We start from the raw sequence: 14,750 nt of genomic DNA, 5'->3' as shown, positions 1-14,750 counted from the left end.
GAGTGCGAGCCGGAGCTCGCTATCAAGATTGCCCACTTCACGAAAAAGCCCCACCCTCCCGGTCGATCAGGGAAGATGGGGCTTTCGGTGTTCGTACGGGGCGGTTTCAAGCCCTCAGCACACTAGAGATCGACGACGTCGTTCTTGCCTGGATCGGCGCGCTCGCCGGTGATGAGGCCCTTGGCGATCTTGAACGCCGAGACGATCTTCGGGGAGTCAAGCGTCCAGTATTCGGCAGTGTCGGCGTCGACCTTGATCAGGGCGACAGAGGTGTCGTCCTTGCCGTTCTCGAACCATGGCTCCACCGACGCGCTCCACAGCTCGTCGATCTTCGCCCGGTCCTTGGTCACAGACGCCGTGCCGGTGATGGAGACGTAGCCCTTGCCGCTGCTGACCGAGACGTTTACCTGGGGGTTGGTGCGAATCTCGGCGGTCTTCGGTGACGGGTCCTCGGTGAAGAACCACAGATCGCCGTCGAACTCGGTTTTCTGCACGGCGAGTGGGCGGCTGACCAGCTGGCCCTCGCCGTTGATCGTGGTGAGGATCGCGATATCCGCATCCTTCAAGACCTTATGAAGTTCTTTCATGCCATCCTGCTGCGCGTTCATCAAGTGCTCCTTAAACTTTGCGGCTATACCGGATTTAGTCAGCCTACGCACTACCTCCCTTCAGCGACACCGACTCAGCGGGGAGCGAAATCGATGACCGGTGCCGTGGCCTACCGTTCCCGGCGCTGCGCAGCGAAAAAGTCCCGCAGCAGATCGGCGGACTCGGTCTCACGAACTCCGGGGATCACCTCGGTCCAGTGGTTGAGCCGCCGTTCCCGAAGGACGTCGAAAACCGACCCGGACGCCCCGGCCTTGGGATCCCACGCCCCGAACACCACGCGGGGGACACGCGCCAACACGGAGGCCCCCGCGCACATGGCGCAGGGCTCCAGGGTGACCACCAGGGTGCAGTCGTCCAACCGCCAGCTCCCCGCGGCCGTTGCTGCACGCCGCAGGGCCAGTACCTCTGCATGGGCGGTCGGGTCTCCGGAGGCCTCCCGCTCGTTCCAGCCGGTACCCAGGACCGTCCCGTCAGGGCCGACGACCACGGCGCCGATGGGTACGTCAGCCGTCGCCAGGGCCCGTCGGGCAGCGTCCAGGGCGAGGCCCATCCATTGGGAATGGAGGAGGTCGGCTCCGAGCGGGATTCGCGGCATGCCCCCAATGATACTTTTGAGCTATGCGCGTACTGGTTGTAGATCATCCCCTTGTAGCCCACAAACTCACAGTCCTCCGGGACAAGGACACTGCGTCGCCGGTGTTCCGGCAGCTGACAGAGGAGCTGGTCACGTTGCTCGCCTACGAGGCGACCCGCAACGTCCGGGTAGAGCCTGTCGAGATTGAAACTCCGGTGACTACCGCCATCGGCACCGGACTCGTGAAGCCCACCCCCCTGGTCGTCCCGATCCTGCGGGCGGGACTGGGCATGCTGGAGGGAATGACCCGGCTGGTCCCCACCGCTGAGGTCGGATTCCTGGGCATGGCCCGCAACGAGGAAACCCTCGAAGCCATCACCTACGCCGAACGGCTGCCCGATGACCTGACCGGGCGGCAGGTCTTTGTTCTGGACCCGATGCTGGCTACCGGCGGCACCTTGCGTGAAGCCATCAAGTTCCTCTTCAAACGCGGCGCGGCAGATGTCACTTGCATCTGCCTGCTGGCTGCGCCGGAAGGACTCGCAGCGCTGCAGGCCGAACTCGAGGACGCGAACGTCACCATCGTTCTGGCCTCTATTGACGAGAAGCTCAACGAAAACGCCTACATCGTGCCGGGCCTCGGTGACGCCGGCGACCGTCTGTACGGCGTGGTCGGCTAGCCCCTTCCACTCCGGAGTCCCTGGCCCCGGGTGGGGCTATGCCGTGGGCGGACCATCCCTGCATAAGGGACGACCACCTCCTGTCGACAGGGCCTGCTCTGGACGAATGTTGCGTTTCAGGCTGTTCATGTGGACGAAGACGATATTCGCAGTGTACTTAGTGTTATTCGTGAACAGTCTGTCCAACCTCTTTTTGGGCAGCGCTACGCCCAATAATGCTTTGTTACTTGTGCGTAAAGGAATGTGACGTGCAATAATTAGTAACGTGTTTACCCACTCATCGGCATCCCCAGCCGCATCGTCCACAGCAGGCGTCCAGCCTGTCCGCGGGCCGCGCTGGTGTCGAATGCACGCGTAACGGCTTACCCCCACCCGTACGCACTCCTAGCCCAACGGCGGGCTCCATTGAAGCCATCTCGACCGGGCACACCCCCGCATTCGTGCCGTGATGACGGCCATTCACGTAGAGGCAAGCAATATGTCAGTAGCATCTGGTTACGTCCACATCTCACTCCGCAACGCTCAGAGCCGCGCCATCCTTCAGGCCCGCTCCTACCAGCCGCGACCGTCTTTCGTTCCCTACGGTGAACTCCCGACACAGGACCAGCCGACGTCGAAATATCGGCCCCTTCAGGCGGTGCCGGGCTCGGCCGACGGCTCACACCCCGACACGGCACCCACCGCCGTGGTCACGCCCAACGGGATCCCCGGCCCCCAGTCGGTCAGCGGCGACACGACGGCCCGCGGCTTTGTCCTGTACGTGGCGCTCAACGAGGAAACCGCCGCAGCGAACGGGACGACCCTGACCAAGCTGGCCCAGGACGTCAGGGCCCATGTCCGGTCCCTCGTGCCGCAGGCCCAGAGTCACGCCGCAGTCGCGCTTGCCCCGGCGGACGCCGTCGGGAGCGATATCGACGTCGTCAGGCAGGCGCTCGGTGATCCGACAGTCACCCGCCGGGCACCCGCGACACCTGCCCAGCCCGCCGCGCCTCGTCCTACCGGGGTGCTGATCGACTTGTCCCGCCGCGAGGTCCACCTCGACGGTGAGACCCTGAACCTGACCTTCAAGGAGTTCGAACTCCTCAACTACCTCGTCGAAAATGCGACGCGCACCGTCGGTCGCGAGGAACTCCTGAGCGGGTTGTGGCGCAACGCCGAAGAGGTGCCCAACGAACGGACAATCGACGTTCACATTCGTCGGCTCCGGTCCAAGCTCGGCCGGCTCGCGAACACAGTCCGCACCGTTCGGGGCCAGGGTTACCGGTTCTACGAGCACCCCGAAGTTATCGTCTGGGCCGCCCCCGAATACTCCATCTAGGACACCAACCGCTAGGGCTCCGAGCAGGGGTTCCAAACCCCCGTCGTTAGTGGTAACCTTCGACCATCTTGTCATCGGGGCGACTGTTGGGAGTCAATCGCCCGCATAGATAAGATGAGCCGGGTAACCAGTGGCTGCAGAAGCGGAAGATTTCACTATTCCCTGCGCCCGGCGGGCGTGGGGGCCAGTGTTTAAAGAGGCGGTAGTAGCTGCCGGTTCCCTGTTAAGCACACGCCACATTGGGGACAAGAATGACTGGGGACAGCACCCGAGGCCAGTTGATGAAGCAGCTGGAGGACTACCTCCGGCATGGAGTCTCGGTGGTCGTCGAGGGACAGTTCGGGTCCGGGAAAACCGAATCTCTGCGTGTCGCATCCCTCTCTCTTGAATCCGACAGCCACATTGTCCGCCTACGCGGGACACCCCGGGGTAGCGGAACCGCCTACCTGGCGCTGGGAGATCTTGTCCGGGTGCCTCCGGGTTCAACCCTCCACCCAGCGACCGTTTTCGCCCAGCTCTCGGCCAGGCTACGGGAGCTTGCCACCGACCGTCCTGTCATCCTGCTGATCGACAATTTCGATTTCCTTGACCCCGAGAGCCGGGCACTATGCACCATGGTGCTCGGAATGTCATCGGTCACCCTTTTGGTGTCCTGCAACCGGGTCGATGACAGCCCGGAACTGCGCGCGGCGGTCAACAGCCGATCCATGGAACCCCTGACCCTGACGCCCCTATCGGTCGACGAGGGGCGGGAAGTGATCACCCGTGTCCTGGGTGGGGAGGTCTCCACCTCGGTGGCGAACTCCCTGCACGCGCACTCTCGGGGGAATGCCCGGATTCTGGCCATGCTGTGCGCCCACGCGCGGGAGAACGGCAACATCGCTCTGATCGACGGACGATGGCGGACCACACCGCACTACGCCGAACCATTCACCAGCGGATCCCTGCGCAGCGGCCTGGCCGTACTGCAGTCACGGCTCAACAGCGCCGAGCGGGCCGCGCTGGAGATCCTCGCCGCCGCAGGATCCGTTCACATTGACGTGCTTGCCCAGCATTGCGACATGAGGGCGCTCGAACGCCTGCAACGTGAGGGCATGGTCGAGGCGCGTGACGGCGGGAACACCTACTGGCTGCACAGTAAGGGGCTCGCCCACATCCTGCGGCAAACCCTGGGTAATGACCGGAGCCGCGAGGTGTGGTCAACGATTGTTGAGCCCGGCATGGCGCAGCGCGGGGTGCGGCCGCCCGGCGCCAATATCGTCTGGGCACTGCAGCGCGGTATAGAAGTGAACGATTCGGCATTGCTGGCCGCAGCAGATGACGCGCTGCGGGCCTACTCGCCCCGGATAGCTCTCGACCTTGCCTCGGCGGTCACAGCCCAGACAGGTCCAGCCCGGCGCGTCCAGGCCGAAGCGCACTGGTTCCTCGGGCAGCCCGGGGAGGGCATGGAGGTCCTGACTGCGGCTGCCGCTGACGCCGGGTCGTCCACAGCAGCTGTTGCGGACGAGGCCGCGGTCGGAGAACTGGTGCAGTCTGTCTTCGCAGCCCACCAGGCTTCGCTGGAAGAGGTGGCGGGCGACACCGTGGCGCAAATGCTGGTGCTGCGGCGTACCGGTGACTACCGGGCTGTGCTTGATCTCTTTCACTCGATCACCCTTCCTGCGTGGCCGGACGCCCGCTACCTGGTAACCATGCTCGCCGCCGAGGCTTTCGCGGTCTGCGGGGATCCGGCCCGGGCCCGCCTGCTCGCCATCGAATGCGGGCTGGTGTACCGCAGCGTGCGCTCCGCAGTGGTGCGGGAGATCGGGGAGACCGCCCATTATCGGGTGCTGTTCCTCAATGGTGAGTGGCGCGGCCTCTCCGACATCCTGGGCCAGAATGTGCTGCGGCGCCCGGGGAGGCTCCTCTTCGGGGAACAGTCCACGCTGCTGCTGCCACGCCTGATTTCCCGGGAACCAGGCGACGTGATGATCGGGGGCGAGCGTGGTGGACGGACCCCCACCGACATGTTCGGCTGGTTCACTGCCCAGTGCGCCGGCCTGTTCGCTGAACCGGACGACCAGGGCAGGGTCGCCGCCGACTTCAAGGAATTGGCGGGTCACCCGAGGCTGTCCGGGCTGTTGGGCCTGCAACTTTTTGCGCTTGGATCCATGGTGTTGACGCAGGGCCAGCACAACGCGGATGCCACCCCCGACCACGGCTTCAATGAGCTGGACCTCAAGCGTCTCGAACGGTGCGCCAGATCAACCACCGGACCGCTCGCCCGCCAGTTGGGCCTGCTCGCCGACGGCGTGCTGACCGGGGAACCGATCACCCTGGTCAGGGCTGCGCAGGCAGCAGCCCGGCAGGGGAACACCGCGTTGTCGGGAGTTGCCGCCACTCTGGCATCGCGTGCAGCGGGCAGGGTCAGACAGCCCGATGTCCAGCGCGCCGCCCAAGAGCTGGTCCCCGGGCCCGAGCTCCACCTTGACCTGCCAGCGGAGATCGCGGCGCTCACGCGTCGGGAGCGCCAGGTGGTCGACCTTGCCGTGTCCCGCAGCAAGAACTCAGAGATAGCGGCCCTGCTGGGAATTTCCCCCCGAACCGCCGAGCGTCACCTGCAGAATGCATACCGGAAGCTGGGAGTTTCGACGAGGGAGCAATTGCGGCAGGCGCTTCAGCCTCTCGATGATGCTGCAGAATCGGGCGGTGCATGACCAGGCAGCCCCGAGCTGACCACCTCAAGCGAAGCATTCTCGACGAGGTACTTCACACAGCGGGGCGCGAATTGGTGACCGCCCAGGGGGGTGGGCTGATCCTGACCACCTCCACCGTCTTCGGCGGAGACTTCCTGCTCGCCCGCATCCTGGCGTCCGCTGAGCCCGGCTGCACGGTGAACGTGCAGGGCACTGAACCCTTCGCGGATGTCCCGTACGCCCCGCTGGCCCCACTCCTCCTTGATTCTCCTGACGTCAACTTCCAGTCGGAACTTGACGTGTTGTCAGCCGTCCGGGACCGGATCAGGCGGCTGGCCGAGGGCGGGAGTTGCGTGGTGGTGGTGCGGGGGCCCGAGCACCTCGATTCGTCGAGCATCGCCGTCCTGACCAGGCTTGCTGAGTCACCGGAGATTGGGCTGCTGATCCGGAGCGGACCCCGCAGCCAGCTTCCGCTGGACCTCGAACTATCGCTGGCGGACGGCTTCATCGAGGAGGTCAAGATCCCGGTACTTTCCCCGGCAGATGTCCGGGAGTATTTCGGAAGCATCCTGGGAGCGACGCTGCCGATGCTCTCCAGCACCCTGGTGTGCGACGTTATCGGGGGAAGCCCGGTCCTGCTGGAAATGGTCTCCCGGGATGAGGAACTGCAGCACCTGATCGAGGTCCGGGACGGCGTCTGGATACTTCCCCGCGAGCTCAGCCTGACCGATCGAATGGCTGAGAGGATCTTCAGCCTGATTGCCGACTACGGTCAGCAGGAAACCGATGTTCTCCTGACGGTCGCCCTGGCCCACCAGATTCCAGTGGAAGTGGTCGTGGACCTGTGGGGGGTGAATGCGGTGAACGACCTGTTGCTGGAGGGTGCACTGACCCGGGTGGAGGACGCCGGGCAAATCTGGCTGCGGGCCTCCCCACCCATTCTGGGAGCGGCCATCCGGCAGCGGATCGAACCTTTCCGGTCGCGGCGACTCTGGGAGAACGTCAACCAGTACCTCACTGACCTCTCCAATACCCCTGGCGTTATCCACCGGGTGATGTGGAAGCTGTCGGTGGGAGTGGCCGTCGACGACCGGGAAGTCCTGACCGCAGCCACACTGGCCAACCGCCTAGACCAACCGGATACCGCCGAACTGCTGCTGCAACTGCTCCCCTCTGACCTGACCGTCGACGAGGAAGGGATCGTCGCAGCTGCCGAAGTGCAGCGGGCGCGGACCGAGTTCTATGACGGCCGGACAGACCTCGCCCTGTCGCGCCTCCGCCGACTCCTGATGGGGGACCCAGGCCCGGAGGTGCTTGCCTCGGTGGTCCACTTTGTCTTCCAGATCAATCTCGCCACCGGGATGGGCGCCTCCACGCTGGCCCAGGCAATCAGGCGTCGGTCCGCCGCGGCCTCGACGGGAGAGGTCTATGAGAGCACGCTGATGATGCGGCTCGGCAGCGACCTGCAGCAGCTCATTGGTGGCGCCATTCCGGAGGTACCGGTTGTGGAAGCCGGCGGTCCGCCCGATGATCCGAATGAGGCGATGTGCTGGCATGTCGTCGCGGGCGAACTGCACTACCGCCGGGGGGATCTTCGCGCCGCGGCCACCGAGTTTACGCAGGCCCTGGGCATCATTCTCGAGGAAGAGCCGCTGCGGAACTACGGCGGGTACGTGGTGGTGCGGCTCATGTTCCTGTTGGCTGGCGGCGGCTTCTGGGAGGACCTGGCGGCTCTCCAGGCCAAACTCACCCATGGCAGGGCCCCGTGGGTAAAACGGTTTATCGGTTTTTGGGAGCTGGTAGTTGGCCTGACCGAGCTGCGCCGGGGACGTCCGGTGACGGCCCTCGTCCACCTGCGGACTGCAGTGGTGGTGCTTCGGGGCAGGGATATCAAGCGGTTCAGGCCGCTGGCGACCGCCCTGGCCGCCTACACAGCCTGGCTCATTGGAGACCCCAGCCTTGAGGGGTACGTCGCGGAGTATGAACGTCTCACTCACCTGGGCCCTCCCGAACGCCTGCTGTTGGCCGAGGCCTACATGGCGGTGGTCAGGGAACCGCCCGATTCCGCGTTGATCCGTCAGCGCAACGCGATGACGGCAGAGGTGGCAAATCCCCAACTCCGAACCGAACTAGCTGTTCTGGGCGTGCAGGCGGGTGCGCCCGATGCCATCTCCAGGGCAATCACTTGTTCGACCGGGCTGGCCGATCCCCGTGCCCAAAGCCTGCACACAGTGTTGACTGCGCTGGACGAGGGAGATCCCGCCCGGCTGATTGGTGCTGCCGAGTTTTGCCTCGCCCACGGCCAGGAACTCCTGGTTCCCGTTTGTCTAGGGGTGCTCCTTACCCAATCCGCTGGCTCGAATGGCAAGGTGGTCAGGAGCGCTTCGAAATTATTGGGCCAGCTCGATCCTGAGCTTCAGCGGGCGCACCCACAACTGGCGGCGCTTCGCCAGGCCACGCGTCTCACGCCCCGCGAGACAGTTGTCGCCGCTGATGTCGCCGCAGGAAAGACCGCCCGGCAGATCGCGAAGGAGCAGGGAGTGTCAATCAGGACCGTCGATGGCCACGTGGAGAGCATCCTCACGAAGCTGGGTTTGTCCTCACGTAGGGACATTGGCAAGCAGGATCGCTAGGTACCCGCAGCCGGATTTCCAAAACTACGTAAGCGCCACGAAAAGTCGGGTAGTACCTGCGTAGAGAAGGTAGCCCATTCACGGCATACATTGTTCTCAGGGAAGAAATTCCCAGGTCGGTGCAGACACCAGCACTGAAGCATAGAGCCGGGGGCGGCTGAGGGACTCCCCAACGAACCTCCCCGCCTCCGTCTCCGCCAGTGCGGAGAGCATCGACCGAGCGGATAAACCGACCGCTGACCCACAGATCGGGGCGGTTTCCCGGGGCGAGAGCCGGGAAGCCGCTCTTTCTGTTTAACCTGGCGTCCTGTCGGCACCGCCACACCCCATAGACTTCAGGCCATGGCATCCCATCACCTGAAACGACTTATGCTGCTGCGGCACGCCAAATCGGACTGGCCCCGCAACGTGGAGGATTTCGAGCGCCCCCTGAGTTCGCGCGGCCACCGGGACGCACCGCTACCCGGCAGGTGGATGGTGGAGAACGACGCCGTCCCGGACCTCATCCTCTGTTCCTCAGCTTTACGGACCCGCCAGACCTGCACCTGGATTTGCCAGGAACTCGGCGACAAGGCGCCCACCCCCAAGCTTGAGGACCGTCTCTACTCCGCGACCGCCACTGAGATCCTGGCACTGATCAATCACGTGCCGGCAACGGTCACCAGCCTCCTGGTGATTACCCACATGCCGGGAGTCCAGGAGCTGGCCATGCGGTTGGCCTCAGCTGACTCCGATGAGGACGCGGTGATGGAAATGGCTACCCACTACCCGACGTCGGGGCTGTCCGTGCTGGAACATGACCGGCACTGGAGCGAACTGGATGGCCGCGACGCGGTCATGACCGATTTCGTGGTGCGGCGGGCCTAGAGCCCGTACTTCTCGAGCAGGCGCAGCCAGACCTCGCTGATGGTCGGGTAGGCGGGCACCGCGTGCCAGAGCCGGTCCAGCGGGACCTCGCCCGCAATAGCAATGGTGGCTGCATGCAGCAGCTCGGCCACGTCGGGCCCAGCGAAGGTCACTCCGACGAGGATCCGCCGATCCTCGTCGACGACCATCTGGGCCCACCCCTGGTAGCCATCCGAGTGGAGGGCTGATCCGGCCACGGCGATCTCCAGGCTGGTCTCGCTGACGGTGAGACCAGCTTCGCGTGCCTGTTCAATGGTGCGCCCGGCCATAGCGATCTCGGGGTCTGTGAATACCACCTGGGGGACTGCGTAATGGTTTGCTGTTGACGCGTAAGGACTCCAGTCCTCGACGGCGTCCCCAAGGGTTCCCGCCGCGCGGGCTGCGATTGCCGAGCCCGTAATGCGGGCCTCGTACTTACCCTGGTGGGTCAGCAGGACTTTCCCCGCCGCGTCGCCCACGACGTACAGCCAGTCCGCGCCCTGCACCCGGCCCGACTGGTCGGTCACCAGCTTCCCGGGGTCGAGGTCAAGGTCCTCAAGGCCCAGATTGGCCAGCGCCGGGCGCCTGCCGGTGGAGACCAGGAGCTTCGCCGCGGTCACCGTCTCGCCATCGCCCAGCGTGACCGTGACCGAACCGTCAGCCTCCTGCCGCACGGACTCGGTGGCAGTATCGGTCAGGACGACGACGCCGTCGTCTTCCAGTCCCGTCCGAACCAGATCGGCGGCTGGCTTCGGGTAGTTGGAAAGCAGCCCACTCCGGGCAATGATGGTGACCTTCGCACCCAACCGGGCGAAGGCCTGGGCCAGTTCGGTGCCCGCGACGCCGCCGCCCAGGACTGCCAGGGAATCGGGCACCTGGGTGGCGGAGGTGGCTTCCCGTGTGCCCCAGAACTCGATGGCGTCCAGGCCGTCAATGGGTGGGGTGGTGGGGGTGGACCCGGTGGCCAGCACTACTGCCACGCGTGCGGTCAGAAGCGTGACGTCGCCGTCGTTGTCCCTCACCTCAACCAACCGCTCACCCGTGAGTCGCGCCGTTCCCCGGACCAGGGTGATGCCGCTGTCCTTGACCCAGACGGCCTGCGAGGAATCGTCCCAGTTGGAGGTGAATTCGGTGCGACGGTCCAGGACCTTTTGGGCATCGAGGGAGCCGCTGACTGCCTCCCGCGATCCGGCGACCGACGAAGCGGCCTTCAACGCGGTCCCGGGGCGGAGGAGGGCCTTGGACGGCATGCACGCCCAGTAGGAGCACTCTCCACCCACCAGCTCGGATTCCACCAGCGCCGCGGACAGGCCAGCCTGCACCACACGATCCGCCACATTCTCGCCGACAGCGCCGGCGCCAATCACGATTACGTCAAAGTCCTGTGAGTCACTCATGCCTTGAGCTTTTCACCGCCGGTCCCGCGGGGCAACCTCTGGCGTATTTGGGCAAAAGAAATGCCCTCCACCAGTGGGGAGGGCATTTCATCAAACCGTGCGCGCGAAGGGACTCGAACCCCCAACCTCCTGATCCGTAGTCAGGTGCTCTATCCATTGAGCTACGCACGCATCGCCGTTAGCTAACCTTGTGTCTGCCATTTTCAGGCGAACCACGCGGTTATTGGCCGTAGATAACTTTACAGCTATTGAGGACCTACGCCTAATCTGCCCGGCCTGCGGGGAGCGGTCGGGCGATCGGAGGCCCTCGATGCTGATTCATGACTAGACCGGTCTACGTGACCTTAATCACATTAAGTAGTCTTGACACTGTCTAGCCGCCGTAGATTCTAGGGAAATATCCTAGGAGACCCCACCGCAGCCCACTTGACGGTGCTAAGCCCCTTAGTGACATGGACCATAGCATCGTTACACCACCCACCCAACGAAGGGACATGTTATGGGCGATCCCGTACGCCAGCTGGTTGATGACAATAACCTGAACGCAACCGATCAGGGCACGCAGACCCCTGCGCCGACCACTCACGCTGGCTTGCTCGCGTGGGTTCAGGAAGTTGCCGAAATGGTTCAGCCTGAGCGGGTGTATTGGGTCAACGGCTCCGAGGAGGAGAACAAGGCGCTCACCGACGAACTGGTGGACGCTGGAACCCTTCGGCGTCTCAACCCCGAAACGTTCCCCAATTCCTTTGCGGCGTTCTCTGATCCAGCGGACGTGGCACGGGTAGAGGAGCAGACCTACATCTGCTCCCAGAACGAGCGCGACGCCGGGTTCACCAACAACTGGATGGACCCGGACCAGATGAAGGAGAAGCTGCGAGGTCTCTTCACCGGCGCCATGCGCGGACGCACCATGTACGTGATCCCGTTTGTGATGGGACACCTGGACGCCGCGAACCCCAAGTTCGGCGTCGAAATCACTGACAGCGCCTACGTGGTCAGCTCCATGCGCATCATGGCCAATATTGGCACCGGGGTGCTGGAACGGATGACCGAGCTCAACGCCGAGTACGTCCCCGCCCTCCACTCCCTCGGCGCACCCCTCGCCGAGGGAGAGACTGACGTACCCTGGCCGTGCAACGCCGAGAAGTGGATTGTCCACTTCCCGGAGGAACGCTCCATCTGGTCCTTCGGCTCCGGGTACGGCGGCAACGCGCTGCTGGGCAAGAAGTGCTACGCCCTGCGGATTGCCTCGGTGATGGCACGGGACGAGGGATGGCTGGCGGAGCACATGCTCATCCTCAAGCTCACCTCTCCCGAGAATAAGACCTACTACGTGTCGGCGGCCTTCCCCTCCGCCTGCGGCAAGACCAACCTGGCTCTCCTGGACCCCACCATCGAGGGCTGGAAGGTCGAGACGCTGGGCGATGACATCACCTGGATGCGGTTCGGCGACGAAGGAGAACTGCGGGCCATCAATCCCGAAGCTGGCCTGTTCGGCGTCGCACCCGGCACCGGTTGGCTCACCAACCCGAACGCGATGCGCGCCATCGCGAAGGGCAACTCGATCTTCACCAATGTCGCCCTGACCGACGACGGCGGCGTGTGGTGGGAAGGGATGACGGCCGAAGTGCCGGAGCACCTGACCGACTGGCAGGGGAACGAATGGACGCCCGCCTCAGAGAAGACAGCTGCCCACCCGAACGCCCGGTTCTGCACCCCGATCGACCAGATCGACATGCTGGCCGACGAGTTCAACCACCCGGACGGCGTGGAAATCTCGGCTATCCTCTTCGGCGGGCGCCGGAAGACCACCGTTCCCCTGGTCACCCAGTCACGCGACTGGACCAACGGCATCTTCATGGGCTCCACCCTGTCCTCCGAGACGACGGCGGCGGCGGCCGGGGAGGTCGGTCGGGTACGGCGCGACCCGATGGCAATGCTCCCGTTCATGGGATACGACGCTGGCGACTACCTGCGCCATTGGATCACCCTGAGCGCTAAGGCCGATCAGGAACGGTTGCCCAAGATCTTCCTGGTGAACTGGTTCCGACGGACCGCTGACGGAGGATTCGCCTGGCCGGGCTTTGGTGAGAACTCGCGGGTGATGAAGTGGGTCATCGAACGGCTGGAAGGGACCGCCGACGCCGTCGAAACCCCCATCGGTTTCGTGCCGACAGGAAATTCGCTGGACCTCACTGGCCTGGACATGACGCCGGAGGAGGTTGACGCAGCGGTGCGGGTTGACCCCGAGGAGTGGGCGGCTGAACTGGCCGGTATCGAGGAGTGGTACTCACGGTTCGGTGAGTCGCTCCCCGCCGAGCTCCAGGATCAGTTGACCGGGCTCAAGGAGCGGTTCGCCGTCTGATCGGCACCATCCAGTGACTGAGTAACTGACTGACTAACTGAGGGCACCCGGTGGAGAAATCCACCGGGTGCCCTCGCCGTCTTACAGGTCTTCGTCGATCACGGGTTGCGGGGTCCGGGGCGGCGTCCCCTACTGGCGAACCTGCGCCAGCACCTGCTCGGTCAATGTTTCCAGGACGTGGGGGTCGACCGCTTCAGCGTTCAGGCGGAGGTAGGGCTCGGTGTTGGAGGCACGGAGGTTGAACCACCAGGAACCGTCATCTGCTGTGAACGTCAACCCGTCGAGCTCGTCCACCGTGACGCCGTCGCTCTCGAATTCCTCGCGCACCCGGGCAACAGCGGCGGGGACGTCATCCAGCCGTGAATTGATCTCACCCGAGGAGAAGTACGGCTCATACTCGCGGCCCAGGTCGGACAGCGGCCCCGGCTGCTCGCCCAGTGCGGCCAACACGTGCATGGCCGCCAGCATTCCAGTGTCGGCGTTCCAGAAGTCCCTGAAGTAGTAGTGAGCTGAGTGCTCACCGCCGAACACGGCACCCTCCTCGGCCATCACGGCCTTGATGAAGGAGTGTCCCACCCGGGTACGGACCGGACGCCCGCCCAGGCGTTCCACCAGCTCGGGCACCGCGCGGGAGGTGATGAGGTTGTGGATGATGACGGGAGTATCTTCCCCGGCAGCCTGCGCCCGGACTATTTCCCGGCGGGCCACCATTGCGGTCACGGCGCTGGGCGAGACCGGGTTGCCCTGCTCGTCGATGACGAAGCATCGGTCGGCGTCGCCGTCGAAGGCGATTCCGATGTCCGCCTGGTTGCTGACCACTGCCGCCTGCAGGTCCCTGAGGTTCTCCGGTTCCAGCGGATTGGCCGGGTGGTTCGGGAACGATCCGTCGAGCTCGAAGTACAGGGGGATGATCTCAAGGGGAAGTTTGGGGAGCAGCGTGTCGCCCAGGACGGCGGGCGTGGTGAGCCCTCCCATTCCGTTGCCTGCATCCACGACCACTTTCAGGGGGCGTGATCCGGACAGGTCCACCAGGGAGCGGAGGTATTCTGCGTACCCGCCGAGCGCGTCGCGGACGCCGATGGTGCCGGTCCGTTCCGCGACGGGGATGGACCCACTGTTCAGGTACTGCTCGGCGAGGGCCTGGATCTCGACCAGGCCGGTCTCCGAGGACACCGGAACGGCTCCGGCGCGACACATCTTCATGCCGTTGTATTCGGCAGGATTATGGCTCGCGGTAAAGGTGACGCCCGCTGCGTTGAGGGCTCCGCTGGCGTAGTACAGCTCATCGGTCGAGATCAGGTCCAGCAGTACGACATCGGCGCCCCGGCCCGTGGCGCCGCGCGCGAACGCCTGGCTGAACTCGGGCGAGGACGGACGCATGTCGCCGCCCACCAGAACGATCTGCCCGCCGAGGCCGAGCACGTCCACGAAGGCGGCGCCCACGGCCTCGACAATCTCGGCGGTGATGCTTTCGCCGACGATACCGCGGACGTCGTAGGCCTTGAAGGATGCTGAAAGATCGAAGGATTTGTTCACTCGGAGAGTCTAACCGTTGCCCCCTGCCAGACAAGGCGTGTGCAGGCGAAGACGTGTGCGGTATCCACATTCCCGACC

10 protein-coding genes and 1 tRNA gene are annotated in these 14,750 nt (G+C 64.6%); 6 read left to right on the top strand and 5 right to left on the bottom strand.

What is annotated here, in order from left to right:
- Nucleotides 1-122: 122 nt before the first annotated feature.
- The gene (locus HMI58_RS00055; RefSeq protein ID WP_171586173.1) at nucleotides 123-608 is read right to left on the bottom strand and encodes a pyridoxamine 5'-phosphate oxidase family protein; all 486 of its coding nucleotides are present in this window, start codon (nucleotides 606-608) and stop codon (nucleotides 123-125) included.
- A 110-nt stretch (nucleotides 609-718) separates the two neighbouring features.
- Entirely contained in the window at nucleotides 719-1,204 is a 486-nt protein-coding gene (tadA, locus tag HMI58_RS00050; RefSeq protein WP_171617735.1) for a tRNA adenosine(34) deaminase TadA, read from the bottom strand.
- Between the two features lie 23 nt (nucleotides 1,205-1,227).
- Between tadA and upp the strand changes: the two genes are divergently transcribed.
- From upp to HMI58_RS00025, 5 genes are all read left to right on the top strand, one after another.
- The gene (upp, locus tag HMI58_RS00045; protein WP_171586171.1) at nucleotides 1,228-1,863 is read left to right on the top strand and encodes a uracil phosphoribosyltransferase; all 636 of its coding nucleotides are present in this window, start codon (nucleotides 1,228-1,230) and stop codon (nucleotides 1,861-1,863) included.
- A 478-nt stretch (nucleotides 1,864-2,341) separates the two neighbouring features.
- Nucleotides 2,342-3,181: a winged helix-turn-helix domain-containing protein gene (locus HMI58_RS00040; RefSeq protein WP_171586170.1), complete on the top strand. Its 840-nt coding sequence runs from the start codon at nucleotides 2,342-2,344 to the stop codon at nucleotides 3,179-3,181.
- Between the two features lie 251 nt (nucleotides 3,182-3,432).
- Nucleotides 3,433-5,877 (top strand): LuxR C-terminal-related transcriptional regulator, encoded by a 2,445-nt coding sequence (locus HMI58_RS00035; RefSeq protein ID WP_171617734.1) that lies wholly within the window; start codon nucleotides 3,433-3,435, stop codon nucleotides 5,875-5,877.
- The gene (locus HMI58_RS00030) at nucleotides 5,874-8,489 is read left to right on the top strand and encodes a helix-turn-helix transcriptional regulator (RefSeq protein ID WP_171617733.1); all 2,616 of its coding nucleotides are present in this window, start codon (nucleotides 5,874-5,876) and stop codon (nucleotides 8,487-8,489) included. Before HMI58_RS00035 ends, HMI58_RS00030 begins: the two co-directional genes overlap by 4 nt.
- 342 nt (nucleotides 8,490-8,831) lie before the next feature.
- On the top strand, nucleotides 8,832-9,356 hold the full coding sequence (locus HMI58_RS00025) for a histidine phosphatase family protein (protein ID WP_171586167.1): 525 nt from the start codon (nucleotides 8,832-8,834) through the stop codon (nucleotides 9,354-9,356).
- Here the strand turns inward: HMI58_RS00025 and HMI58_RS00020 are convergent.
- Both HMI58_RS00020 and HMI58_RS00015 read right to left on the bottom strand, forming a co-directional pair.
- Nucleotides 9,353-10,771 (bottom strand): NAD(P)/FAD-dependent oxidoreductase, encoded by a 1,419-nt coding sequence (locus HMI58_RS00020; RefSeq protein WP_171617732.1) that lies wholly within the window; start codon nucleotides 10,769-10,771, stop codon nucleotides 9,353-9,355. The genes HMI58_RS00025 and HMI58_RS00020 overlap by 4 nt on opposite strands.
- A gap of 98 nt (nucleotides 10,772-10,869) precedes the next feature.
- Nucleotides 10,870-10,942: transfer RNA gene (locus HMI58_RS00015), tRNA-Arg, on the bottom strand.
- Nucleotides 10,943-11,270: 328 nt separating this feature from the next.
- Here HMI58_RS00015 and HMI58_RS00010 point away from each other — a divergent pair.
- Nucleotides 11,271-13,136 carry a phosphoenolpyruvate carboxykinase (GTP) gene (locus HMI58_RS00010; RefSeq protein ID WP_225667802.1) on the top strand — a complete coding sequence of 622 codons (1,866 nt, stop codon included), beginning with the start codon at nucleotides 11,271-11,273 and terminating at the stop codon, nucleotides 13,134-13,136.
- Between the two features lie 129 nt (nucleotides 13,137-13,265).
- Here the strand turns inward: HMI58_RS00010 and HMI58_RS00005 are convergent, their stop codons facing one another.
- Nucleotides 13,266-14,672: a phosphomannomutase/phosphoglucomutase gene (locus HMI58_RS00005; protein WP_171617731.1), complete on the bottom strand. Its 1,407-nt coding sequence runs from the start codon at nucleotides 14,670-14,672 to the stop codon at nucleotides 13,266-13,268.
- Nucleotides 14,673-14,750 lie beyond the last annotated feature (78 nt).

The sequence above is a fragment of the Arthrobacter sp. 147(2020) genome (assembly GCF_013116715.1).
Classification (GTDB): domain Bacteria; phylum Actinomycetota; class Actinomycetes; order Actinomycetales; family Micrococcaceae; genus Arthrobacter_D.
Note: the sequence above shows the minus strand (reverse complement) of the source record. Positions and strands in the feature narration are given on the sequence as shown.

Coding starts and splice junctions, on each gene's coding strand:
- HMI58_RS00055 (WP_171586173.1), bottom strand. CDS start 608: ATGAACGCGCAGCAGGATGGCATGAAAGAACTTCATAAGGTCTTGAAG.
- tadA (WP_171617735.1), bottom strand. CDS start 1,204: ATGCCGCGAATCCCGCTCGGAGCCGACCTCCTCCATTCCCAATGGATG.
- upp (WP_171586171.1), top strand. CDS start 1,228: ATGCGCGTACTGGTTGTAGATCATCCCCTTGTAGCCCACAAACTCACA.
- HMI58_RS00040 (WP_171586170.1), top strand. CDS start 2,342: ATGTCAGTAGCATCTGGTTACGTCCACATCTCACTCCGCAACGCTCAG.
- HMI58_RS00035 (WP_171617734.1), top strand. CDS start 3,433: ATGACTGGGGACAGCACCCGAGGCCAGTTGATGAAGCAGCTGGAGGAC.
- HMI58_RS00030 (WP_171617733.1), top strand. CDS start 5,874: ATGACCAGGCAGCCCCGAGCTGACCACCTCAAGCGAAGCATTCTCGAC.
- HMI58_RS00025 (WP_171586167.1), top strand. CDS start 8,832: ATGGCATCCCATCACCTGAAACGACTTATGCTGCTGCGGCACGCCAAA.
- HMI58_RS00020 (WP_171617732.1), bottom strand. CDS start 10,771: ATGAGTGACTCACAGGACTTTGACGTAATCGTGATTGGCGCCGGCGCT.
- HMI58_RS00010 (WP_225667802.1), top strand. CDS start 11,271: ATGGGCGATCCCGTACGCCAGCTGGTTGATGACAATAACCTGAACGCA.